Genomic DNA, 22,432 nt, shown 5'->3' on the forward strand with positions numbered 1-22,432 from the left:
AGGGATAATTCTAACTTAAATTTGAATTTCCCTAGTTATCTAGGACAGCCCCTTTTTAAATTTTTTGCTAGGCCTTAACATATTGATTTTGCCATAAATTATAAATTTGGCATTTAACGGGATTCTAGCTAATTTCAATTTTTTTTAATATGAAGGAGCTTAATATGAAAAAAGAATGTTTGAATAGTTGATTTAGAAGCTTTAGAGGGCATCAGCGGTGGTAGTGCTGTTTATACTCGGGATTACTTTGTGGCTGTAAATTCCTAGAAGTGATTAAATGAGAATGAGCTGAATCAGGTTGCCGGAGGTTGGATTGGTGATCCGCACCCCCGGCCCCTGAATTGAGATGCGATGCCCTATCTAAATTATCTCATACATTGCGTTTTTTAACCGATTGATTAGCACAATTCATAAATCTGTTTCGACTCCCGATAAACCTATTTTAAATTTCTTAGAAATTTAATTTTTTTTTGGAGGCTTATCTCGAATAAATTACAAAGTTATCTATTTCATATATTATTAATAGTAACTCTGTTAAACTTGTTTTGAGAGGTTTGGGGATAAAAAAAGGAAACCTTTAGGTTTCCTTTTTTTATCATATCTGTTGTGTAGCCGTTAAGCCAATGCTGTTTTGGCTTTTTCTACCAATTGGGCAAATGCAGCTTTGTCGAATACAGCCAAATCGGCCAATACCTTACGATCAATTTCAATGGCAGCGCGTTTCAGGCCGTTCATGAATTTGCTGTAAGACAAACCGTTTTGACGGGCCCCTGCATTGATACGCACGATCCAAAGTTGACGAAATTGGCGTTTACGTTGGCGACGGTCACGATAGGCATACTGACCGGCTTTCATAACGGCCTGTTTGGCTACACGATAGACGTTTTTACGACGACCGCGGTAGCCTTTGGCTAGCGCTAATACTTTTTTATGGCGGGCACGTGCGGTCACACCGCGTTTTACGCGTGGCATATTCTAACTCCTTAAGCGTAGGGTAACATTTTGGCAACAGAAGCCAAATCGCGATCGTTCACCATAGAAGTGCCGCGCAGTTGGCGTTTGTTTTTAGTGGTTTTTTTGGTTAAGATGTGACGTTTGAACGCGTGGGCGCGTTTCACACCACCATTACCCAGTACTTTGAAGCGTTTTTTTGCGCTCGACTTGGTTTTCATTTTAGGCATGGGAAACTCCATTATTTATTAGATAAGGTATAAGGGGATTTTGATATCAAAATACTTGAAACCCGAATACCACGATTTTTGCCGCTTAAGTACATGTTTTGCTGCGGCTCGGCAAAACAAGCTAATTATTATAATCTTATTTTTTCTTTGGCGCAATCATCATAACCATTTGCCGACCTTCCATTTTAGGGAAGGATTCTATGCTGCTCACGTCGGCCAAATCTTCTTTTACCCGTTCAAGCAGCTGTGCGCCGAATTCTTGGTGCGCCATTTCTCTGCCGCGAAAACGCAACGTTACTTTAACTTTATCTCCGTCGGCTAAAAAGCGGTTGATATTGCGCATTTTGATTTGATAATCGCCTTCGTCAGTACCCGGGCGGAATTTGATTTCCTTAATTTGTACTTGTTTTTGCTTTTTCTTGGCTTCATCACGCTTTTTGGACTGCTCGTATTTATATTTGCCGAAGTCCATTAATTTGCAGACTGGTGGTTTGGCAGTAGGTGAAATCTCTACCAAATCAATGTCTTGTTCTTCTGCCATGGCTAAAGCTTCTTTTACCGATACAACACCGAGCTGCTCGCCGGTGCTACTGATTAAACGCACTTCCTTGGCCGTAATCTCGCCATTGATCCGTGCTTCGCGTTCTTGTGCGATGGTAGATACTCCTATAAAAGTTAATAAATAAGGGCTTGCTTTGTTGCAATGCACCATTTTTCAGACAGCCTAAGAATTATATTACAAGCAACATATTCTTGTTTAACTGTTTTGATTGTTCCGATAAAGTTTTAATGCTTCGATATAAATTTGTAAGTGTTTATTTAATTTTGTTCTGTTTTCAATAGTTTAATAAATTCATCGAGCTCCATGCTGCCTAAGTCTTCTGCCTTACGGCGTACAGCAACCTGATTGTTCTCTTTTTCCTTCTCACCGACTACTATCTGATAAGGATAACGGTATTGGCTGTTATCGCGGATTTTATAACCGATTTTCTCGTTACGTAAATCCAATTCGGCGCGGAAGCCTGCAGCTTTCAATTTTTCCACAACGTCTCGACAATAATTAGCCTGTTTTTCGGTGATATTCATGACAACCATTTGTATGGGTGCCAGCCATAAAGGGAAAGAACCGGCATGCTCTTCAATAAGAATGCCGATAAAGCGTTCCATTGAGCCAAGTATCGCACGGTGCAACATCACGGGGCGGGCACGGCCGTTTTCTTCGGTAACGTATTCAGCACCCAATCTTTCAGGCAAGACAAAATCAAGCTGAATGGTGCCGCATTGCCAAGAACGACCCAACGCATCTTTAATGTGATATTCCACTTTCGGGCCATAGAACGCGCCTTCTCCGGGTAACTCTCCCCATTCTACGCCACAAGCCGTCAGTGCTTCACGAAGACCTTGTTCTGCCTTATCCCAGATTTCATCGCTTCCTGCGCGCTTTTCAGGGCGCAGCGACAGTTTTACATTGACATTCTCAAAACCGAATTGGCGGTAAACTTTCATGACCAACTGATTGAATGCTTTGGCTTCTTCTGTGATTTGCTCTTCAGTACAGAAAATATGCGCATCGTCTTGCACAAAACCGCGTACACGCATAAGCCCGTGTAGTGCGCCGCTCGGTTCGTTGCGATGACACGAGCCGAACTCTGCCAGACGCATCGGTAAATCTCGGTAGGAACGCAGGCCGTGGTTAAAAATCTGTACATGGCCGGGGCAATTCATCGGTTTAACGGCGTAATCGCGCTTTTCCGAATGAGTGGTAAACATATTGTCTTTATAGTTTTCCCAGTGCCCGGATTTTTCCCAGAACGTTTTATCCAGAATCTGCGGTGTTTTCACTTCTTGGTAACCGGCGGCTTCTAATTCGCGACGCATGTGTTGTTCGATAATTTGCCATAATGTCCAGCCGCGGGGATGCCAGAATACCATACCCGGTGCTTCGTCTTGCAGATGGAATAAATCCAGCTGTTTGCCCAATTTTCGATGATCGCGTTTTTCGGCTTCTTCAATGCGCTGGATATAGGCTTTAAGCTCTTCTTTACTGGCCCAAGCCGTGCCGTAAATGCGTTGCAACATTTCGTTGTTGCTGTCGCCGCGCCAGTATGCTCCTGCCAGTTTGGTAAGCTTGAAGTTTTTTAGAAAGCGGGTGTTCGGTACGTGCGGGCCACGGCACATATCTACGTATTCCTGATGATGGTATAAGCCCATCGATTCGACATCGGGCATATCTTCAATCAGGCGTAGCTTGTATTCTTCGCCTCGCTCTTGGAAGGTTTTGATGGTTTCGGAGCGGGGCGTCATAACTTTGATTACATCATAATCTTGCGAGATAAGCTCTTTCATTCGGGTTTCGATGGCAGAGATATCTTCCGGCGTAAACGGTTTTTCCGTTGCAATATCATAATAAAAACCGTCTTCAATGACGGGGCCAATAACCATTTTGGCGTCGGGGTACAGCTGCTTTACGGCATGGCCTACCAAGTGGGCGCATGAGTGTCGGATGATTTCGACGCCTTCGGGGTCTTTGGGTGTAATGATTTGTACGGTGGCATTTTCGTTGATTGGATCGGAAGCATCTACCAAACGTCCGTTTACTTTGCCTGCGACCGTTGCTTTCGCCAAACCAGAACCGATGCTTGAGGCAATTTGCGCCACGGTTACGGGGGCTTCATATTGGCGGACTGAACCGTCGGGCAGGGTAATGTCAATCATCGGAAAATGCTCCAAACGCAAGATATTATCGAGGCTTATCTGAAATAGCCTCTAACTTATAATGTAAATAAACAACAAAAGCTATGCCGCTTTTGTTGTTTGGAAAACTGGTAGGCACGATTGGATTCGAACCAACGACCCCCACCATGTCAAGGTGGTGCTCTAACCAACTGAGCTACGTGCCTGTTTAAAGCATCTATTTTAGCATTACGCGCGAGCTTTTTTCAAGATTACCCGCACTTCTGCTGATAACGGAAATTTGCGATGGCTGAAATCAGAACCGTGCTATCTATCAGCCGTTTTTATTGTCAACGTTCATTAGAAACTTATTGTATCTAAGTGTCGTTTGCCTGTTTGTGTTGAAGATTAAATGAAAAAGAACAGTTTATGCCTGTCTGAAAAACCTTTAATTCACACCTCGGGCACGATTTTTATGGAATTGGGCTTGCCAATCGTTGAAACGGCGTTCTTCAATTGCATCACGCATTTCCGCCATAATAACCTGATAAAAATGTAAATTATGAATGGTATTTAATTGAGCACCTAAGATTTCGCCTGCCTTGTGTAAATGGTGCAGATAGGCACGGCTGAAGTTTTGACAAGCGTAACAGGTGCAGCTTTCGTCTATTGGTCGGGTATCGTGCTTATGAGCGGTATTTTTAATTTTCAAATCGCCGAAGCGGGTAAAGAGCCAACCGTTGCGGGCATTGCGGGTGGGCATGACGCAATCGAACATGTCCACGCCGTGTGCAACGCCATAAACCAAATCTTCCGGTGTGCCGACACCCATTAGGTAATGCGGTTTGTGCTCAGGCAATATGGGGCCGACGGCCCGTAGCATACGGTACATTTCGGGTTTGGGTTCGCCCACCGACAAACCACCGATGGCTAATCCGGGAAAGTCGAATTGCTCTAAACCTTTTAACGATTCCTCGCGCAAGTCTTCATACATGGCGCCTTGCACGATGCCGAACAAGGCATTGGGGTTGTTGAGTTTTTCAAATGCGGTTTTTGAGCGTTCGGCCCAGCGCAAACTCATTTGAAGCGATGATTTCGCTTGCTGATAAGAAGCTTCGCCCGGTGTGCATTCATCGAGCTGCATCACGATATCTGAATTTAATACCGTTTGGATTTTCATAGAGATTTCCGGAGATAAAAACAATTTATCTCCGTTAACCGGGCTTTTAAAGGTACAGCCTTCTTCGGTAAGTTTTCTCATATCGGAAAGCGAGAATACTTGGAAACCGCCGGAATCAGTCAGAATCGGTTTGTTCCAGCCGATAAATTGGTGTAAGCCGCCGAATTTTTCAATAACTTCAAGTCCGGGTCGCAACCATAGGTGATACGTGTTGCCGAGTATGATTTGTGCTTTGATGTCGTTGAGATTCTGCGGCGTCATCGCTTTAACCGAACCGTATGTTCCGACGGGCATGAAAACGGGCGTTTCGATTTTTCCGTGGTTGAGTTCCAGTGTGCCGCGACGAGCATGGCCGTCAGTTTGATGCAAGGTGAATTTCAGCATGGCGTCTTCGAAATTTTGAAATGGGCGATTATACCGCGATTTTTCTTATTTCTTTGTGTATATGCCTCGAAATAAGACGGCTTGGCTGTTGAGGGAAAGATAAGATGCCTGTCTGAAAATGTTTTCAGACAGGCATTCATTTAAATTCAAACGTGTTTGCTGAAAAAAGTAGTGGCAAGTAGTTTTTTATTTGTTAATCGATTATTGATTGGTCATTATGTTAGCCTATTGAGACCAATATTAAAGCTCCTCTTCGAAGCTGTGTATTTGTCAACAATGCTTGGATTTGCTTAGAAATATAGGTTTTAGATGACTTACACCATCTGATTTCGGTAAGAAATTTGGGGAGAGTTACCTAGTATGATTTATTTTTGAATAGTTGATGAAAAAAATGATGCTTTAAAGCGACAGAGCAAAGTATTTTCAGTGATTATTAAAAGCACTAACGCGGCGATGTTATTGCCTGTTATTAAAAAGAAAATAAAGCTCGATAGTATGTTTGCATAAGCGTAGGGTGCTTGATGCGAGTGAATTTTGCCATGTACGGATTGACTGTTGAAGATCGTTAGCAGTAAAGTGTGAGCATATTAATGATATTGAAAAATTTCGGCACCAACATGAATGTATGTGCCGAGAATGCAATGGTATTGGCTAAAAAAATTTTTATTTATATTTAAAAGAATATGAGAATTAGTTTGGTGCCGAAAGACCAAATCGCAATTGAAAATCTTGCGAAAATGGTGTGTTGTTTAAACCAATCTACTTCATCTTGACTTTAAATATTTAGTTAGTGCAGTTCGTTGTTTATTCAGTTCCTACATTTTAAATTAGGAGATTTATCATGAAATATCTAAAAATTGCAGTCAGTCCTTCTGTGCAAGCAGGTTTTATTACCGATTATGAAACTGTAGATTTGCAGCAAACCGACTTTACCAATGTGGGAGCGGTTGTCGTTTCTGCAGAGCAAGCAGTCGAAACGATCGCTAGAGTTCGGAATACCGGTTTCAATATTCCTATCTTTATAGGATTGCAACCTGACGAGCAAATTCCTGATGGTGTGTTGTCGGAATTAAGCGGCGTATTACAATTGGGATTTGGTAGCCGCCATTATTACGGTAAACAAGTAGAAGCCGCGGCAGACGGATACGCTGAAACTTTAGCACCACCATTCTTTAAAGTATTAAAACAATATACCAAACGCGGTTATTCTGAATTTGACTGCCCCGGACACCAAGGCGGGCAGTTCTTCTCAAAACATCCCTCCGGACGTGAGTTCTTCCATTTCTTTGGCGAAACCTTATTCCGTGCCGACTTGTGTAATGCCGACGTGCGTTTAGGCGACTTGCTTATCCACGAAGGCCCTGCTTGCGAAGCGCAAAAACATGCGGCCAAAGTTTATAACGCGGATAAAACCTATTTCGTGTTAAATGGTACGTCAATGTCCAACAAAGTGGTAACCAGTGCTTTGCTGGCTAAAGATGATTTGATCTTATTTGACCGCAATAACCATAAATCGATTCACTTGGGCGCTTTGATGATGAACGGTGCCAAACCTGTTTATCTGCAAACCGCACGTAACCCTTACGGCTTTATCGGCGGTATCGATGAAGCATGCTTTGACGAAAAATATATCCGCGAGCAAATCCGCAAAGTTGATCCTAAACGTGCAGATGAAGCGCGTCCTTTCCGCTTGGCTGTAATTCAGCTCGGCACTTACGACGGTACGATTTACAACGCCAGACAAGTGGTCGACAGAATCGGTCATCTATGCGATTACATCTTGTTCGACTCGGCATGGGTTGGCTATGAACAATTTATTCCGATGATGCGCGATTGCTCGCCTCTGTTGCTCGAACTCAATGAGAACGACCCCGGTATCATTGTTACTCAATCAGTACACAAACAACAATCCGGTTTCTCTCAGGCTTCTCAGATTCACAAAAAAGACAGCCATATCAAAGGGCAAAAACGTTATTGCAACCACAAACGTTTCAATAACGCTTTCATGATGCATGCATCAACCAGCCCGTTCTATCCTATGTTTGCCGCCTTGGATGTCAACGCCAAAATGCATGACGGCGAAGCCGGTAAAAAAATGTGGCGCGACTGCGTACGCGTAGGTATAGAAGCACGCAAATTGATATTGAACAATTGCTCTTTGGTCAAACCGTTTATTCCTACTGAAGTAGATGGCAAACCTTGGCAGGATTATCCTACCGAAACCATTCTGGACGATCTGCGGTTCTTCAAATTCGAACCGGGTGCAAAATGGCATGCTTTCCCAAACTACGCCAAAGATCAATATTTTGTTGACCCTTGCAAATTCATGCTGACCACTCCCGGTATTAAAGTGGAAACCGGCGAATACGACTCCTTCGGCGTACCGGCCACTATTTTGGCCAACTTCTTGCGCGATAACGGTATCGTGCCGGAAAAATGTGACCTGAATTCGATTCTATTCCTGTTAACACCGTCTGAAAACTTGGCCAAGCTGCAACATTTGGTAGCGCTGATTACCCGCTTTGAGCAGCATATCATCAACGATAGCCCGATGAGCGAAGTATTGCCAACAGTTTACGGCAAACATGCAGACTACTATAAAGGTTACACCATCCGACGTTTATGCCAAGAAATGCACGATTTTTACGCCCGCAACAATATGAAAGAGTTGCAACGCGAAATGTTCCGTGCAGACGGTTGGCCGAAACAAGCGATGAGTCCTTATGATGCACAGCAAGCTCTGATCCGCAATCAGGTCAAACTGGTTAAACTCAGCGAGATTGCCGGCGAAGTCGCGGCAGAAGGTGCATTGCCTTATCCTCCCGGCGTGTTGTGTACTGTTCCCGGTGAAATATGGGGCGGTGCGGTGCAGAAATACTTCCTGGCCTTAGAAGAAGGTATCAACTGCCTGCCGGGCTTCGAGCCGGAAATTCAAGGTGTTTATCTGCAAGAGCAGCCAGACGGCAGCCGCCGAGCATTCGGTCATGTTGTAGATAAAGATGCATAAGCTGTATGAATAACTCACTAACATGAGTTCATTGCAGTGGTTTTGAATACACACTTTTGAAGGCTCAAAACCACTGCAGCATCAGAATTAATAGGATCTTTTTGAATTAATTGGTCTTATGATAATAAGGAAGAAAATCATGGCAGCATCTAAAAATAAAATGAGCGTTGTCCAATTGACCATTCTGACAGTCGTCAATATGATGGGTTCGGGCATTATCATGCTACCTGGCAAACTGGCTCAGGTAGGTACAATATCTATTTTATCGTGGCTGGTAACAGCCGTTGGTTCCATGTGTTTGGCCTACGCTTTCGCCAAATGCGGACGGTTCAGCAAAAAAAGTGGTGGTATGGGCGGTTATGCCGAGTACTCTTTCGGCAAAGGCGGTAACTTCATGGCCAACTACACTTATGCCGTTTCGCTATTGATTGCAAACGTTGCCATTGCCATTTCGGCCGTGGGCTATCTTAAAGTGTTAATGGGCTGGGATTTGTCACCATTGCATGTTGCGATTGGTACTATCCTATTTGTATGGGCAACCATGGTGGCCAACTTTGGTGGTGCTTCTATTACAGGTAAAATCAGTAGTTTTACCGTTTGGGGTGTTGTTATCCCTGTTGTTGGTGTTTCAGTGATTGGTTGGTTCTGGTTCAATCCAAGCATGTATGCCGGCGCATGGAATCCACATAATATGTCGTTGGGTGAAGCTGTTCCTGCTTCTATTGCCATCACCCTGTGGGCTTTCTTAGGCTTGGAATCTGCCTGTGCCAACTCCGAAGCAGTTGACAATCCTGAGAAAAACGTACCTATCGCCGTATTATGGGGCACGCTGATTACTGCAATCATCTATATCGTATCAACTAACGTTGTGGCTGGTATCGTACCGAATGCCGAATTGGCTTCCTCTGACGCACCGTTTGGTATTTTGTTTGCCACTATGTTTAACAATCCGCTCATCGGTAAAATTATTATGGGCCTTATGGTTATCTCTTGTACCGGTTCATTGTTGGGTTGGCAGTTTACAATTGCCCAAGTATTCAAAACCGGTGCTGATGAAGGTTACTTCGTTAAACCATTCGGTATTGCCACTAAAAACAATACTCCTCTCGTTGGTATGGTTATCATTGGTGTAATACAAACCGCTTTGGCATTGATGACCATCAGCCCGAGCTTGAGCAAACAATTTGATATTTTGGTTAATTTGGCAGTAGTGACCAACTTGATTCCATATATCTTATCGATGTCTGCCATTATTGTGTTGCAAAAAGCATCTAATGTACCTCATAAAGAAATGGTGTTTACCAGCATCATCGCCTTCCTTGGTAACTTATATAGCTTCTATGCACTTTACGGTGCCGGTATGGAAGCCATGTATTGGGGTAGTATGGTTGTCTTTGCAGGCTGGGTACTCTACGGTAAGGTTGTTTCCAAAAAATATGACCTTCATGAGCCTTTCTAAGATTTTGTGTTCAAGAATTAAAAACACCATTGCTGTGTATTCATGGCAATGGTGTTTTTAATTGTTTGTTTAAGCCCGCTTTGCCGGTTCTAGATCATAACCGGCAAAGTAAGCTTAAAATACCAATACGGGCTTTTACACAATGCCTGCCTGAAACTTTTTCCGTTCTCCCGTTGAATGTTCAAACAATAAAGCCTTGCGCTTCTCATAAGGCAAGCCTTGGCCGATTAAGGCTGCATTACGAGCTTCCAAACGTATCAGCATGGTAAGGGCTGCTTTATTCAACCGGTTACGCTTTACAGGTTTGAATTGCCCAGTTAAAGCGGCGTTGCACAATAACGCCTCATTGCTGTAATGATAGGGTTTGGTATCTTTACCCGAAGCTTGGCGGGAGGCCTTTATGATTTCAGCCATGACTTGAAAGCCCAATTTACTTTCAGCTCTTGCAGCATGCCAGTCTTTACCATTTGCAATCAGGGTTTCTATTTGCTCGTCGCACCATAGGGCAAAATCAATATCACACCAGCGGGCAAAGGCTGAAGCTAGTTTGGGGTGCAGCCATATGTCTTTAGTGAAAGACTTTGAATGATCTTTTCTTGTTTTGATGAAATGGGCTTTTGTGATACGGGAAAATCTTTTATCACTTGCTGATTGTTTTTCTGTTTCACGTTTTAATAAGGCTTCTATATACCGTTCTGTTTCAGGGAGCTGCAGCCACTCGTAGAGTTGTTTACTGAACATGGCGGCAATCTCGGTAGCGTTAAACCATGCTTCACGGGTGGAGTAAACGGCCGAACCTTGATAATCAAGTGTGATCGTTTTCATTTTTCCGCTCCTTTTTGAGATGCCAGTGAATAAATACCGATACGGTGCTTTACTCCTGTGCTGCTGGTTTCTTCACACCATGTTGGGGTAATGTGGTGGCCACGTTTGAGCAGTGCCAAGGCACGAGGAGTAGGGCAGCAAATACGCATTGCTCGAAGCTCAAGCATACTGTGCGGCCGTTCTTGATGGCGTTGAGTATGATTGCCAGTAAAACGAATCGGAGCATAATTCGTTTGCGATTGGAATTGGCCGCTTTGTGCGGTCGTTTCTGTTTTCATGGTCAGCTCCCTTATGCGTTGACTTGATTGTGCAGCCATTGCTTGATTCTGCTTGTCACATGCAAATGGCATTTGGCGCCTTGTGCTTTTCGGTTTTGCGGGAAAAATCTTGCTGTTTCTAATCGCTGTATTTGAAAGCCGGATCAATGGGGTAATGCCTTCGTGATGGCGTGCTTTGATTGTTTCTAGTTCAGCCATAGTTGGCCGGGCGTTATCGAGTAAGTTTGATAAGTTGACTTGCTGCATGGTTTTATATCTCCATTTGTAACAGCCAGCGGATTGCTGGTGTTTTCATACGGCAATTTTGCGGGTTATATATGGGTTATACGCAATAGAAAAACGGTTAAACCAATTGAATGAAATCAGGGTTTAACCGTTCTGTAAGTTAGATATAGTAAGGGTTTCAGCGTTTAACCATTAACTTTATTGTTTTTTTGCCTGTTTTTAAATTGTTGGGGACGGGTAAGGGTATCTACACGAGTAATTGCGGCTTGTGATGGTTTACAACCTAAGTGTTTTTCTAGGGTTTTTGCAATAAAATCCTGAATTTCTGCCTCCTTAGGCGGCTTTTTTCCTTTTTCTAGTTTATTCCAATATTCTTTAACAACAGTGCAAGCGACTTCAAATTCAGGGGTTGGATAAGAAGGTTGAAGCGGCTTAGATTCAATTTTTAAAGTAGTTTCAGGCTGTGTAATGGTTTCGGTTTTTACTTGTGGTGTTTTATTTTTCGACAGTGTCTGGCGTAACGTATAACATTGTTCGCGTTTGGCCCATTCTATGAGTACGTCCCGCATTACTAATGTTTGAGAAATACAAACTTCATCAATACTGAAACTATCGGTTTTTTGATTTGCTGGATATAAGGAGCCGTTAAAATCATTAACTAAAAACAGTTGTTGTACTGTAAGGGTTCTCAAAATGATTCCGCTTAAGAATGCCTGTCGTGCAATACAAGCACGACGGTATTGTGCCGGATGAGCTATTTTTTCGGCCTCTTGAAAATTGGATATTGTGCTTGGATCAATTCCTCCCCATAGCAAGGCAGCTTGCTCTATAGTGTATAGTGGTGGTAATTTCCAATCAGATAAATCAGGTAATTCTACCGATGTTAATTGCGCTTCCATCTTCTTAAACTCCTCTTAAACAATCGCTTTAACGCCCTTATGCTTAACCAGCGGTAGTAGTTTCACGACCGTAGTTTGATGTCTTAATATCAATAAGCTCCTAATTTGAAACCTAATTGTACCCAATGTTCAGATAAACGACAGGGCGGCTTAATGTAGGTATGCAACAGATATTAAAAAAACTCCTAGATTTTTGATTTTCTAGGAGTTTTGTTGGTGTTTCAACATATTGCTGAAAACATAATTTGGTGGAGGCGGGGGGAATTGAACCCCCGTCCGAAAGTCCTCTACAAAGCGTTCTACATACTTAGTCTTGTCAACTTAGTGTCTTATTCCCCTTGCGCCGACAGACAGGCTCGCGGGAAACCAGTTACCTTAAATCTTATTCCCTGCCAAGTAACCCGACAGGAAACCAGTCAATGTGAAATGACGTTGCGGTAGCTTGCGCTACACAGCCCATTGACCAACTGCTGCAACGGCTAGCCTTAAGCGGCTAAAGCGTAAGTTTCGTCGTTTGCGACTATTTTCGTTCAGTGTTTTACGGGAATCTGAGACCCCGGTATGCCCGCATCTGCTTCGCAACCCCCGTCGAAACCAAGATCGCCCCCAGATTGGGAGTCTGATTATACGTGAGATGGCTTTGAATTACCAGTTTGTCGTTTGCGGGTATAATGCCTGTCTGAAAATGAATATTTGAGAAAAGGGCTGGGATGTATGTATGACGTGAACACGCATGACGTGCGTCGTTTTTTTGCGCAAGTATGGCAGCACCGATTGGCGCCTTTGCAATTGGATGCGTTGCAGCAAAAGGCGTTGCGCATCATTGAAGCGCACCCTGAATACGGTCGTTATCTGGAAAATATTGAGGATTATCTGGATAAAACTTGGACGCCTAAGGAAGGGGAAAGTAATCCGTTTCTGCATATGTCGCTCCATCTTTCGATACAGGAGCAGGCAGGCATTGATCAGCCGCCGGGCATACGCTCGATTCATGAGCAATTATGTGCCAAATATCATGGCGACTGGGTGAAGGCCGAGCACGATATGATGGAAGCGTTGGCTGAAACTTTGTGGGAGGCGCAACGTTTCGGGCGCGGTTTGGATGTGAATGCTTATATGACGCGCTTGCGTAAGTTGGTGGGATTGGGGCAGGAGGACAATGCTCGAATCAATCCGCATGAAGTGGGGCTGTCTGATAAAATCAGCGGGCGTTGATCGGATGTGAATTTGATTTGTTTTCGTGAGCAATGGTTTGGGTTTGGTATTGGCCTTAAGCTTGCCGAGTTATTTGAATGTAAGAAAGCCTGTCTGAAAATTTTCAGACAGGCTTTTGTTTATTCTGCTTCGTCTATCCACGCTTGCTGTACGGCTTCGAGAATTTTTTCTCCGCAGCGTGCGGGGTCGTCGTCAAAATCGGGCAGGGCAAGAATCAGTTCGCGTAATTGGGTAAAACGAACGGTTTTCGGATCGGTATCGGAGTGGCTATCATAGAGTTCTTCTGCGATACGTTGTGTGTCGGTCCATTTCATGGTGCTGTTCCTTTGATATTTTTCGATTGGGCTTTATTGTTTATTTTTCAGCCGGTTGCTGTGTTGGTTTAGTGGTGTTCGCGGGCATGGTTGATGGTGTATTTCGGAATTTCCACAACCAAATCTTCATCCGATACTTTGGCCTGGCAACTTAGGCGGGATTCGGCTTCTAAGCCCCAAGCCTGATCCAGCAGGTCTTCTTCGATTTCGCTCGGTTCTTCCAAGCTGTCGAAACCTTTGCGCACGATAACGTGACAAGTGGTGCAGGCGCAGGATTTTTCGCAGGCATGGTCAATTTCGATATCGTTATCCAATAATAAATCGCAGATGGTTTGACCTTCGGGGGCGTTTTCAATGGTTTTCCCTTCGGGGCAGAGGTCTGCGTGGGGCAGTACGGTAACTTTCGGCATGTGTGTGTTTCCTATATGTTTGTTTTCAGACAGGCATTGTACCTGATTTGCTAGTGCTTGGCCGTAGGTTTACGACGCTTTGAACAGCCCTAAATGTTCGACCAAAATGGATGAGCCAATGATAATCAAAACGATGCCGCCGAAGATTTCGGCGCGTTTGCCGACGGCGGCGCCGAGGAAGCGGCCTAAAACAACACCGATGGCCGACATCAAAGTTGTGGCGGCGCCGATGGCGATGGCGGTAACGGTAATGTTGACATCGAGAAACGCCAGCCCGACGCCGACAATCATGGAATCGATGCTGGTGGCTATCGCAGTGGTCAGGAGCAAAAGGTAACTGTTTTTTTTCTTACACTCTTGTTGTGTTTCATCGTCGTTATTGTGGGTGATGCCTTCGTGTATCATTTTGCAACCGAGCAGCAGCAGGGTGAAAGCCACCCAATGATCCCAGTCGGCGATAAATTGTTGGGCGACCGAGCCGCCGACCCAACCGATTAAGGGCGTAATGGTTTCGACGATGCCGAAAAGAAGGGCAATTTTTAAAACTTCTTTAGGGCTGGGTTGGTTGATGACCGCACCTTTTACAACGGAGGCGGCGAAAGCGTCCATCGACATGGCGAATGCTAATATGATTATTGCATATGCACTCATGTTTAAGGTTCCTTGAATTGTTTTTATTGTTAGCGGTTTCCGAACTGGTTGAGAAGAAACGGAAACGGTTTGTTTAAGCAGGCTTGATTAGATTTCTTCTATTTTTTGCCCAGTCAGCGCCCGCTGGATATTGCGGTTCATCCGCTTGGCGGCAAAATCATCGGTCGCATGGCCGAGTGCCGCAACGGCGTTGCGGATGGCTTCGGCTTCGCTTGTCTGAACCAAGTTTTCCAAAGCGGCTATGGCCGTTCGGATGTCATGTTGCTCCGTTTCGTTCAGCAAATCGCCGTCCAATTCCAATGCGGCTTGTACGGCGCTGGTTAGGCCTTCCGCTTCGACAATCGCTTCGGCGCGGGCGCGGGCTGCCATATCTTCGGAAGCGTTGGACATGCTTTCTTTCAGCATGCGGGTAATGGTTTCATCGTCGAGGCCATAAGAAGGTTTGACTTCGATTTGGGCTTGTATGCCGGTGGATTGCTCGCGGGCGGATACGGAAAGCAGGCCGTCTGCATCGACTTGGAAGGTAACGCGAATGCGCGCGGCACCTGCGGCCATCGGCGGAATGCCGCGCAGGGTAAATTTGGCGAGGCTGCGGCAATCGGCCACCAATTCGCGTTCCCCCTGAACGACATGGATGGTCATGGCGGTTTGGCCGTCTTTAAAGGTAGTGAAATCTTGCGCGCGCGCGGTGGGCAAGGTTGAATTGCGCGGGATGATTTTTTCAACCAATCCACCGTAGGTTTCCAGACCGAGCGAGAGCGGGGTTACATCGAGCAAAAGCCATTCGCTGTCGTTTTTGTTGCCGGCCAGTACGTTGGCTTGCATGGCGGCACCGAGGGCGACGACTTCGTCGGGGTTCAGGTTGTTTAACGGCGTTTGGCCGAAAAAGGTGGCAACGGCTTGCTGTACGTGCGGCATACGGGTGGCGCCGCCGACCATAATCACGCCGTTGATATCGGCTTTGGTAACGCCGGCATCTTTGAGCGCTTGTTTAACCGGCTCTATGGTTTTGGCAACCAGCGGCTGGGTCAGGTTTTGAAATTCTTGGCGGGTAACGGTGCTGTTGACCGAGCGGCCGTCGGAAAGAGTGGCTCGGATGGTGGCGCTGGTGTTCTTGGTAAGCGTTTCTTTGGCTTCGCGGGTTAGGCTTAACAGAAGTTGATTGTCTTGTTCGTTAAGCTGGGAAAGGTTGTTTTGTTCAAGCAGATGGCAAAACAGGCGGTGGTCGAAATCGTCGCCGCCCAGCGCGCTGTTGCCGCCGGTGGCTTTGACTTCAAACAGGCCTTGGGAAAGCTGTAATACGGAAACGTCAAAAGTGCCGCCGCCGAGGTCGTATACGACGAAAATGCCTTCGGAAGCGTTGTCGAGACCGTAGGCGATGGCTGCTGCCGTCGGTTCGTTAAGCAGGCGGAGTACGTTGATACCTGCCAGCCGCGCGGCATCTTTGGTGGCTTGGCGTTGGGCATCGTCGAAGTAGGCCGGTACGGTTATCACGGCACCGACCAAATCGCCGCCGAGGTTAGCTTCGGCGCGGGCCTTCAGGGTGCGCAGGATTTCGGCGGAAACGTCTATCGGGGTTTTGGCGCCTTGGCGCGTTTGTAACTCGATAATGCGCTTGTTTTCGCCGAAACGGTAGGGCAGGTAACGGTCGTCTTGGTGTAGGTCGTTTAAGGTGCGGCCGATCAGGCGCTTGGCTGAGGAGATGGTGTTGAGCGGATCGGTTTTCTGGGCTTTGAGTGCGTCGTAGCCGATTTCGATGCGTGTGCTTTCGCAATAACGGACGATGGACGGCAGGGTAACCCGGCCTTGTTCGTCGGCAATGCAGACGGCGCTGCCGCTTTTTACGGAGGCGACCAGGCTGTTGGTGGTGCCTAAATCGATGCCTGCGGCCAAGCGGTGCGCGTGCGGCGCGGCGGAAAGGCCGGGTTCGGCGATTTGTAGGAGAGCCATGGTTTGTGTGCCTTTGAAGGTTTATTTTTAATCGGCGGTATTTTATCAGATTCGCTATAGTTGAGTAAATCACTCAGGAATAAAATATGCCTATCTGAAAGGTTGAGAAATGTTTCAGACAGGCATTAGGGACGGTGGGCGAGGGATTTATTTGCCGCCGTATTGGTTGAGCGTTTCCAATTCCGATACGGCTTTTTGGTAATCGGTGTCGTTGAGCTGGGTCAGGCGGATTTGGTAAACGGTTTTGCCTTCGCGCTCTTCGGGGAAAATCTGCCAGAGGCCTTCGGTGTGATAACGATCGAGAATGGCGCGGACGATGGTTTTCATTTCGGCGTTTTTATTGGCGTCACCGATGCCGCGGCCGATGGCGTTGTTGCGCAGGTCTACGCTTTCGTCGGCGTCATAAAGTTTGTTGAATTCGGTTTTATTCGGATCGGGCGGGGTATTGTCTTTTTCATAGGCGTCGCCTGCTTCTTTGGCGACGGTGGCGCTGAAGCGCGAGGTAATGGTGGCTTGCCACAGGGTGTGGCGTACGGCGTTGACTTGGGTGCCGCGACCATCTGGATTGAAGGTGTCGTTCAGGCCCAGATGGATGGAGAAGCGCACGGAATTGGTGGTGATGTTGCGGGCGCGGTCGGCTTTCATACCGATTTTGAAGGCGGCAATCGGGTGGCTGATGATGAAGCGCAGGGCTTTTTCTTTGCGTCCGGCGTTGTGTGCGGCCGGTTGGCAGGCGCTGAGGGCTAGGATGGTAACTAAAGGAATAAGCAGGTGTTTCTTCATTTTGGCATACTTTTGTTGTGTGGTTTGGCCGGATTCTAAAGAATGCGGCTTGAAGATGCAGCCGGATTTATCTCGGCGGGCGTTTTCAGGTTTAAATGTATGTTTATCGACCAATTCGGCCGAAGCCGTATTGCGGTGCATGGGCTTTGGCTTACACTGTGTTCCGGCTTGGGGAAACGGGATTGTGCGACGGCTAAGGCTGGCCTGAAAGCGGTTTTACTTTTTCAGGCAGGCATTTACATTTCGGAACTTGTGTAAGCCGCTGTTATGACAAGGCATTGTGAATTTCCTGATGTAGTTTGTTTAGGAAGCGGCCTTGGCGTACCAATAGGGCGGCAGATTCGTATTCGGCGGCGGAAAATGCGGTGGCCAGCTTGGAATAAAGCTCGGTTTGATGGGATAGGATTTCTTGTTCCAATGCATTAAGGGCGGCTTCGTCGGATTCGGCGCGGGCGTCTTCCAGCGTTTCCCGCCATTCCATTTGCTGCATTAGAAATTCGGGTGCGTAAGCGGTGTGCTCGGGTGCGTCGGCGTCGATGCCTTGTGCTTTAAGCAGATAGGCGGCGCGGTCGATGGGCGATTTGAGCGTGCGGTAGGCTTCGTTTACGGTGGAGGCCATCATCATGGCTTCGCGCTGCTCGAATGATGAGGCGGCGGCGTATTTGTCGGGGTGGAAGCGGGCAGCCAGTTGGCGGTAAGTTTGCTCCAGCGCGGCTTCGTCGAGTTGGAATGCGGGCGTTAGATTGAACAGTTCGAAATAGTGCATGACGGTATGTATCGGCTTTTTTCAGACAGGCATTAGTGTAGGATGCTTATGGCTAATCGGCAAGTATCCTATGCGCTGCCTTGGCGGTAGAGCTGTTGCAACGGCTTGATTCGAGCCAGTCGGGCGGCATCGATGGCGGCGGCGGTTTTTTGCGGTTCGCCTGCATGGGCGGCGGCAATGGCGGCGGTGTCGATGTTGCGGGCGGCGGCCAATAGGGAAAGCCAGTGTTCCCGCTGCGGATAGGGTGCGTTTTGCAAACCGAGCCGGCCTTGCGCATCGGCTTGGCAGACGTTAAGCGCTTGCTCGAAGCGTTCGCTGCGCCTAAAGGCGTCGGTTTGCTTGAGGACTTTTAACACGGTGGCGGGTTTGAGCTGGGCGGCGCTGTGCAGCAGGATGTGCCAACGGCTCACCAATAGGGCCAGTTCGCCGCAGGCTTTGGGCACGCGCCAGCGTGCGTTGACGGCCTGTATCGGTTTGACGCCGGCGATGTCGTGACCGTGGTGTGAAGGCAGGATATTCGGCGGGGTGAGGGCTTTGCCTAAATCATGTACCAATGCGGCGTAGCGTTCGGGCAGGGTCAGTTGCAGATCGGCGGCGCGTTGCAATACCAGTAGAGTATGGATGCCGCTGTCGGCTTCGGGATGATAGTCGATGCGCTCGGGTACGCCGAACAGGGCGTCGACTTCGGGCAGAATCACTTTCAATGCGCCGCATTCGCGCAAGGTTTCAATCATGCGGCCGGGTTGCGGCTCCATCAACCCTTTGGCCAGCTCCTGCCACACACGTTCGGCTACCAGCGCATCGGCCTCGCCGGCTGCCACCATTTGCCGCATCAGCGCCATGGTTTCGGGGGCGATGCTGAAATCGTAGCGTGCGGCGAAACGGGCGGTACGCAGGATGCGCACCGGGTCTTCGGCGAAAGCGGGGGAAACGTGGCGCAGGATGCGGTTGCGCAGGTCGGCTTGGCCGCCGTAGGGGTCGATGAGCTTGCCGTTGCTGTCTTGGGCGATGGCGTTGATGGTGAGGTCGCGGCGCAGCAAGTCTTGCTCTAGGGTGATGCTTTTGTCGGCGTGAAAGGTAAAACCGGCATAGCCTTTGGCGGTTTTGCGCTCGGTGCGGGCGAGGGCGTATTCTTCGCGGCTTTCGGGATGGAGGAATACGGGGAAGTCTTTGCCGACGGGGTGGTAGCCCAAATCCAGCATGGTTTGTGCGTCGGCTCCGACCACGACCCAGTCGCGGTCTTGGGTTTCTAATCCGAGCAGGCGGTCGCGTACGGCGCCGCCGACGAGATAGGTTTGCATGGTGTTAATGCCTGTCTGAAAAAATTATTCGAACCATTCGTCTTGCCGGCTGAAAAAATCGATGGCTTGGGCGAGCTTTTCTTCATCCAGGCTGGCTTTCAGATTGCGGGCGATTTCGCGCAGAGCGTCTTCGCGCAGTGCTTTTTGCAGGCGTGCTTCGGCATTGTCTGAAGCCAGTTTCATTTGTACGTTGAGGCGGGCTTGCAGCGGCAGATAGAGGGTTTCATCGGTAAAAAAGAAAGTTTCGCCCGGCGGCAGCTCCCAACGGTCTTCGTTAATCGGATACCATTGATTACGGCCTTGCGGCTTGATGAATTGGTAGCCTATGCCGTAAATGTGCTGATATTGGCGCGGGGTGTATTTTTTCATGTATTCCGAAGCTATGCCTGTCTGAAAAAAACGTTGGTTTCAGGCAGGCATTATATAGCGGTTGTGTATCTGCCGTTTATTTTTCCTGCTGCCAGGTCAGCCAACCGGCTTTTTGGATCAGTTCGAGGTTTTCGGGCGCGTAAGGGCGGCTGTAGTAACGGGCGAATTTTTCGCGATAGGGCAGCGTTTCGCGCGCTTCGGCAAATTGGCGTAGGGTTTCTTCGTATGCGGCGAGGCTTTCAGACAGGCTTTGGTCGGTCGGATATTGGTTTTCTGCATAGGCGGCTGCCTGCGGCAGGCGGGGCTTAATGCGCATTTCGACGTCGGGGGTGCCGATACACAGGCCGGTAACGGGGAAGGTGTGTTGCGGCAGCTTAAGCCATTCGATTAATTGTGTGGCAATTTGGCGGATGCCACCGGTGTAACAGGTGGCATAACCGAGGCTTTCGGCGGCGGTTACGGCATTTTGTGCGGCGAGCGCCGTGTCGGTTATGGCAGTCATAAATGCGTCGGGGGTGCCGGCCGCTGAAAAATTGCCTTCATAGGCTTGGCAGCAGAGGTCGGCCTTGTGCAAGTCGGCAATAAAAATAAGGTAAACGGCACATTCGCTGATTTGCGGGTTGGCCGGTTGCAGTTGGCTGATGCGGGCGCGCAATTCGGGGGAAGTGATATTGATGATGGTGTAATGTTGACCGTTCATCCACGAGGGGGCTTGGCGCGCGCAGTCGATGATGGCTTGCAGATTTTCCGGCGGGATGGTTTCGCCGGCTTTGAAGCGGCGGTAGGTGCGGTGATTTTTCAACAAGTTGATAGTCGGATTCATGCGATGTTCCTGATGTGCGGGCGGTTATAAACAGGCCTGATTTTATGCCTGTTTCCGGCTTTGCGGTAGGTCAAGCGCGGCTAAAAATGTCGTGTCATGAAAGATTGCGTTTGTTATAATAAAAATGAAAGTTACAGGGAGGCCGTTGGGTTTCTTGCTTTAAATATTGTTCAACCAAGAGGATTTAAATATGTTTCCTGAATATCGTGATTTGATTTCAAAATTAAAACAAGAAGATGCACACTTTGCCCGTTTGTTTGACGAGCATAACGAGTTGGACGATAAAATTGCCAGCTTGGAAAATAACGAGGTAACTGCTGTTTCGGCTGCTGAGGAAATTGAAAATCTGAAAATGAAAAAATTGGCGTTGAAAGACGAATTGTATCAATTGCTGAAAAATGCAGAGGCAAAAAAAGCCCAAGTGAAAATTTAATCGGGTAATCGAATATTAAATGCCTGTCTGAACATTCAGACAGGCATTTTTACAACTCGCGGTTACGGCTTATCAGATTTTACGTCGATAATCCACACTTCGGATTGCGAGCCTAAGCGAAACGGTATGCCCCAGAAACCGTAGCCTGAAGTAACGACATAATGACCCATGCCTATTTTTTCATAGCCGTAGGCGAGGCGGTTGAGGAATTTCACGATGATGTTGGCGGGGAAAACCTGCCCATTGTGCACATGGCCGGAAACTTGCAAGTCAATCGGCAGTTTGGCGTGTTTTTCGATTTCCGACGGGCGGTGGTCGAGCAGGAATACGGGCTGGTTGGCATCGGCTTTGAGCAGCAGGCTTTCGGTGCTTTGGCGGCTGCGCATATTGTCGTCGGGGCGGCCGATTAGCCAGAAGCGATTGTCGATTTTGATAACGTCATCGCTGAGTACCTTGATTCCGGCTGAGGTCAGAGCTTGATGGATGTCCCGTTCGTGGCCAAGCAAATCGTGATTGCCCATGGTGGCGTAAACGCCCAGCGGCGCGCGCAGCTTCATCAGGTCGGGCTGCATGTGCAAGGCTTGGTAGGCATCGGTGTCGTCATCCATAATGTCGCCGGGCAGCAGGATGATATCGACTTTTTCTTTATCCATAATGGCAGCCAATTCGTCAAGCTGCCGGTTGCGGAAGAGATAGCCCAAATGCAAGTCGCTGGCCATGCCGATGCGTAGCGGCTTGTCTAACGGTTTGTCTATAGTAATGCTTAGATGCCTGATCACTGGCGTGTAAGCGTTGTAAATTGCGCAGGCGATGATGCCGCACAAAAACAATGCGCCGAATGCGCGCAACCATATGTCCAGCTTGGGCTTGGCTACCGATTTTTTCAGCGCCAGCCATAATAATGCTACGGCGATGGCGGCAAACAGGGTAAACAGCATGATTAATATCCACCCTGCGCTGATGCGAAACATAACGTGCCAATGGCGCAGCATAGTTAAAACCAGAATGCCGTTGCTGAAAACGAAAGTGCCGATAAGCAGCAGGCGGTGCTTGGCGCTGCCTTTTGGCGTTTTGAAAAACCATTGCCCGCATTTGGCAAAACAGAAAGTAAGCGCTTGAATGATGATAAAAATGAATGCGAAAAACATGAGCTTTCCAGCAAAAAAAAGAGTGCGGATTTTAGCAGCCTTATTTTCACAGAGGCCTGTCTGAAAACGTAAAGAAAAGCAAGAACTTGTTGTTTGTTGCTTTGGTGTGAATTGGGTATATTTAACCTGTTTATTATTGTATTTGAAAATGCCTGTCT

At 47.5% G+C, this 22,432-nt stretch carries 22 protein-coding genes, 1 tRNA gene and 1 other RNA gene; 4 read left to right on the plus strand and 20 right to left on the minus strand.

Going from position 1 to position 22,432, the window contains the following annotated elements; all coding sequences use genetic code 11:
* Window positions 1-615 precede the first annotated feature (615 nt).
* The 6 genes from rplT to tgt form a co-directional block, all read right to left on the minus strand.
* Window positions 616-972, minus strand: a complete 357-nt coding sequence (gene rplT / locus Q4A84_RS09955) for a 50S ribosomal protein L20 (protein ID WP_303088782.1) — start codon at window positions 970-972, stop codon at window positions 616-618.
* Between the two features lie 11 nt (window positions 973-983).
* A complete protein-coding gene (gene rpmI, locus Q4A84_RS09960) occupies window positions 984-1,181 on the minus strand; it encodes a 50S ribosomal protein L35 (protein WP_002232040.1) in 198 nt (65 codons plus the stop codon).
* Between the two features lie 136 nt (window positions 1,182-1,317).
* The gene (infC, locus tag Q4A84_RS09965; RefSeq protein ID WP_303088783.1) at window positions 1,318-1,893 is read right to left on the minus strand and encodes a translation initiation factor IF-3; all 576 of its coding nucleotides are present in this window, start codon (window positions 1,891-1,893) and stop codon (window positions 1,318-1,320) included.
* A 107-nt stretch (window positions 1,894-2,000) separates the two neighbouring features.
* Window positions 2,001-3,896, minus strand: coding sequence for a threonine--tRNA ligase (gene thrS / locus Q4A84_RS09970; RefSeq protein ID WP_303088784.1), 1,896 nt, complete (start codon window positions 3,894-3,896; stop codon window positions 2,001-2,003).
* 108 nt (window positions 3,897-4,004) lie between these two features.
* A tRNA-Val gene (locus Q4A84_RS09975) sits at window positions 4,005-4,081 on the minus strand.
* Between the two features lie 221 nt (window positions 4,082-4,302).
* Window positions 4,303-5,418 (minus strand): tRNA guanosine(34) transglycosylase Tgt, encoded by a 1,116-nt coding sequence (tgt, locus tag Q4A84_RS09980; protein WP_303088785.1) that lies wholly within the window; start codon window positions 5,416-5,418, stop codon window positions 4,303-4,305.
* 841 nt (window positions 5,419-6,259) lie between these two features.
* Here tgt and Q4A84_RS09985 point away from each other — a divergent pair.
* Together Q4A84_RS09985 and potE are read left to right on the plus strand one after the other, a co-directional pair.
* On the plus strand, window positions 6,260-8,425 hold the full coding sequence (locus tag Q4A84_RS09985; RefSeq protein ID WP_303088786.1) for an ornithine decarboxylase: 2,166 nt from the start codon (window positions 6,260-6,262) through the stop codon (window positions 8,423-8,425).
* Window positions 8,426-8,564: 139 nt separating this feature from the next.
* The gene (gene potE, locus Q4A84_RS09990) at window positions 8,565-9,884 is read left to right on the plus strand and encodes a putrescine-ornithine antiporter (RefSeq protein ID WP_303088787.1); all 1,320 of its coding nucleotides are present in this window, start codon (window positions 8,565-8,567) and stop codon (window positions 9,882-9,884) included.
* 135 nt (window positions 9,885-10,019) lie between these two features.
* On the opposite strand, the gene Q4A84_RS09995 is transcribed toward potE, so the two are convergent.
* The 4 genes from Q4A84_RS09995 to ssrA form a co-directional block, all read right to left on the minus strand.
* The gene (locus tag Q4A84_RS09995; protein WP_303088788.1) at window positions 10,020-10,709 is read right to left on the minus strand and encodes a KilA-N domain-containing protein; all 690 of its coding nucleotides are present in this window, start codon (window positions 10,707-10,709) and stop codon (window positions 10,020-10,022) included.
* On the minus strand, window positions 10,706-10,987 hold the full coding sequence (locus Q4A84_RS10000) for a helix-turn-helix domain-containing protein (RefSeq protein ID WP_303088789.1): 282 nt from the start codon (window positions 10,985-10,987) through the stop codon (window positions 10,706-10,708). The genes Q4A84_RS09995 and Q4A84_RS10000 overlap by 4 nt, the downstream gene beginning before the upstream one ends.
* A 410-nt stretch (window positions 10,988-11,397) precedes the next feature.
* Window positions 11,398-12,111 (minus strand): hypothetical protein, encoded by a 714-nt coding sequence (locus Q4A84_RS10005; RefSeq protein ID WP_303088790.1) that lies wholly within the window; start codon window positions 12,109-12,111, stop codon window positions 11,398-11,400.
* Window positions 12,112-12,357: 246 nt separating this feature from the next.
* Window positions 12,358-12,719: a transfer-messenger RNA gene (gene ssrA / locus Q4A84_RS10010) on the minus strand.
* Between the two features lie 106 nt (window positions 12,720-12,825).
* On the opposite strand from ssrA, the gene Q4A84_RS10015 reads away from it, so the two are divergent.
* A complete protein-coding gene (locus Q4A84_RS10015) occupies window positions 12,826-13,326 on the plus strand; it encodes a DUF1841 family protein (RefSeq protein ID WP_303088791.1) in 501 nt (166 codons plus the stop codon).
* 119 nt (window positions 13,327-13,445) lie between these two features.
* Here Q4A84_RS10015 and iscX read toward each other — a convergent pair whose 3' ends face one another.
* The 9 genes from iscX to Q4A84_RS10060 all read right to left on the minus strand — a co-directional run bounded on the left by iscX (window position 13,446) and on the right by Q4A84_RS10060 (window position 20,693).
* Complete coding sequence (gene iscX, locus Q4A84_RS10020; protein WP_303088792.1) at window positions 13,446-13,640, minus strand: Fe-S cluster assembly protein IscX; 195 nt, start codon at window positions 13,638-13,640, stop codon at window positions 13,446-13,448.
* A 68-nt stretch (window positions 13,641-13,708) separates the two neighbouring features.
* The gene (gene fdx, locus Q4A84_RS10025) at window positions 13,709-14,050 is read right to left on the minus strand and encodes an ISC system 2Fe-2S type ferredoxin (protein WP_303088793.1); all 342 of its coding nucleotides are present in this window, start codon (window positions 14,048-14,050) and stop codon (window positions 13,709-13,711) included.
* 69 nt (window positions 14,051-14,119) lie between these two features.
* On the minus strand, window positions 14,120-14,701 hold the full coding sequence (gene mntP / locus Q4A84_RS10030; protein WP_303088794.1) for a manganese efflux pump MntP: 582 nt from the start codon (window positions 14,699-14,701) through the stop codon (window positions 14,120-14,122).
* Window positions 14,702-14,788: 87 nt separating this feature from the next.
* On the minus strand, window positions 14,789-16,651 hold the full coding sequence (gene hscA, locus Q4A84_RS10035; protein WP_303088795.1) for a Fe-S protein assembly chaperone HscA: 1,863 nt from the start codon (window positions 16,649-16,651) through the stop codon (window positions 14,789-14,791).
* A gap of 147 nt (window positions 16,652-16,798) precedes the next feature.
* A complete protein-coding gene (locus Q4A84_RS10040) occupies window positions 16,799-17,575 on the minus strand; it encodes a hypothetical protein (protein ID WP_303088796.1) in 777 nt (258 codons plus the stop codon).
* A 124-nt stretch (window positions 17,576-17,699) separates the two neighbouring features.
* Window positions 17,700-18,200, minus strand: a complete 501-nt coding sequence (hscB, locus tag Q4A84_RS10045) for a Fe-S protein assembly co-chaperone HscB (protein WP_303088797.1) — start codon at window positions 18,198-18,200, stop codon at window positions 17,700-17,702.
* A 68-nt stretch (window positions 18,201-18,268) separates the two neighbouring features.
* A complete protein-coding gene (locus tag Q4A84_RS10050) occupies window positions 18,269-19,501 on the minus strand; it encodes a multifunctional CCA addition/repair protein (RefSeq protein WP_303088798.1) in 1,233 nt (410 codons plus the stop codon).
* Window positions 19,502-19,525: 24 nt separating this feature from the next.
* Window positions 19,526-19,870, minus strand: coding sequence for a hypothetical protein (locus Q4A84_RS10055; RefSeq protein WP_303088799.1), 345 nt, complete (start codon window positions 19,868-19,870; stop codon window positions 19,526-19,528).
* 76 nt (window positions 19,871-19,946) lie between these two features.
* Window positions 19,947-20,693 (minus strand): nitroreductase family protein, encoded by a 747-nt coding sequence (locus tag Q4A84_RS10060; RefSeq protein ID WP_303088800.1) that lies wholly within the window; start codon window positions 20,691-20,693, stop codon window positions 19,947-19,949.
* 190 nt (window positions 20,694-20,883) lie between these two features.
* On the opposite strand from Q4A84_RS10060, the gene Q4A84_RS10065 reads away from it, so the two are divergent.
* Window positions 20,884-21,126, plus strand: a complete 243-nt coding sequence (locus Q4A84_RS10065) for a YdcH family protein (RefSeq protein WP_303088801.1) — start codon at window positions 20,884-20,886, stop codon at window positions 21,124-21,126.
* A gap of 62 nt (window positions 21,127-21,188) precedes the next feature.
* On the opposite strand, the gene Q4A84_RS10070 is transcribed toward Q4A84_RS10065, so the two are convergent.
* Entirely contained in the window at window positions 21,189-22,274 is a 1,086-nt protein-coding gene (locus Q4A84_RS10070) for a metallophosphoesterase (RefSeq protein ID WP_303088802.1), read from the minus strand.
* Between the last annotated feature and the right edge of the window lie 158 nt (window positions 22,275-22,432).

The organism is Neisseria sp. (assembly GCF_030527965.1).
GTDB lineage: Bacteria > Pseudomonadota > Gammaproteobacteria > Burkholderiales > Neisseriaceae > Neisseria.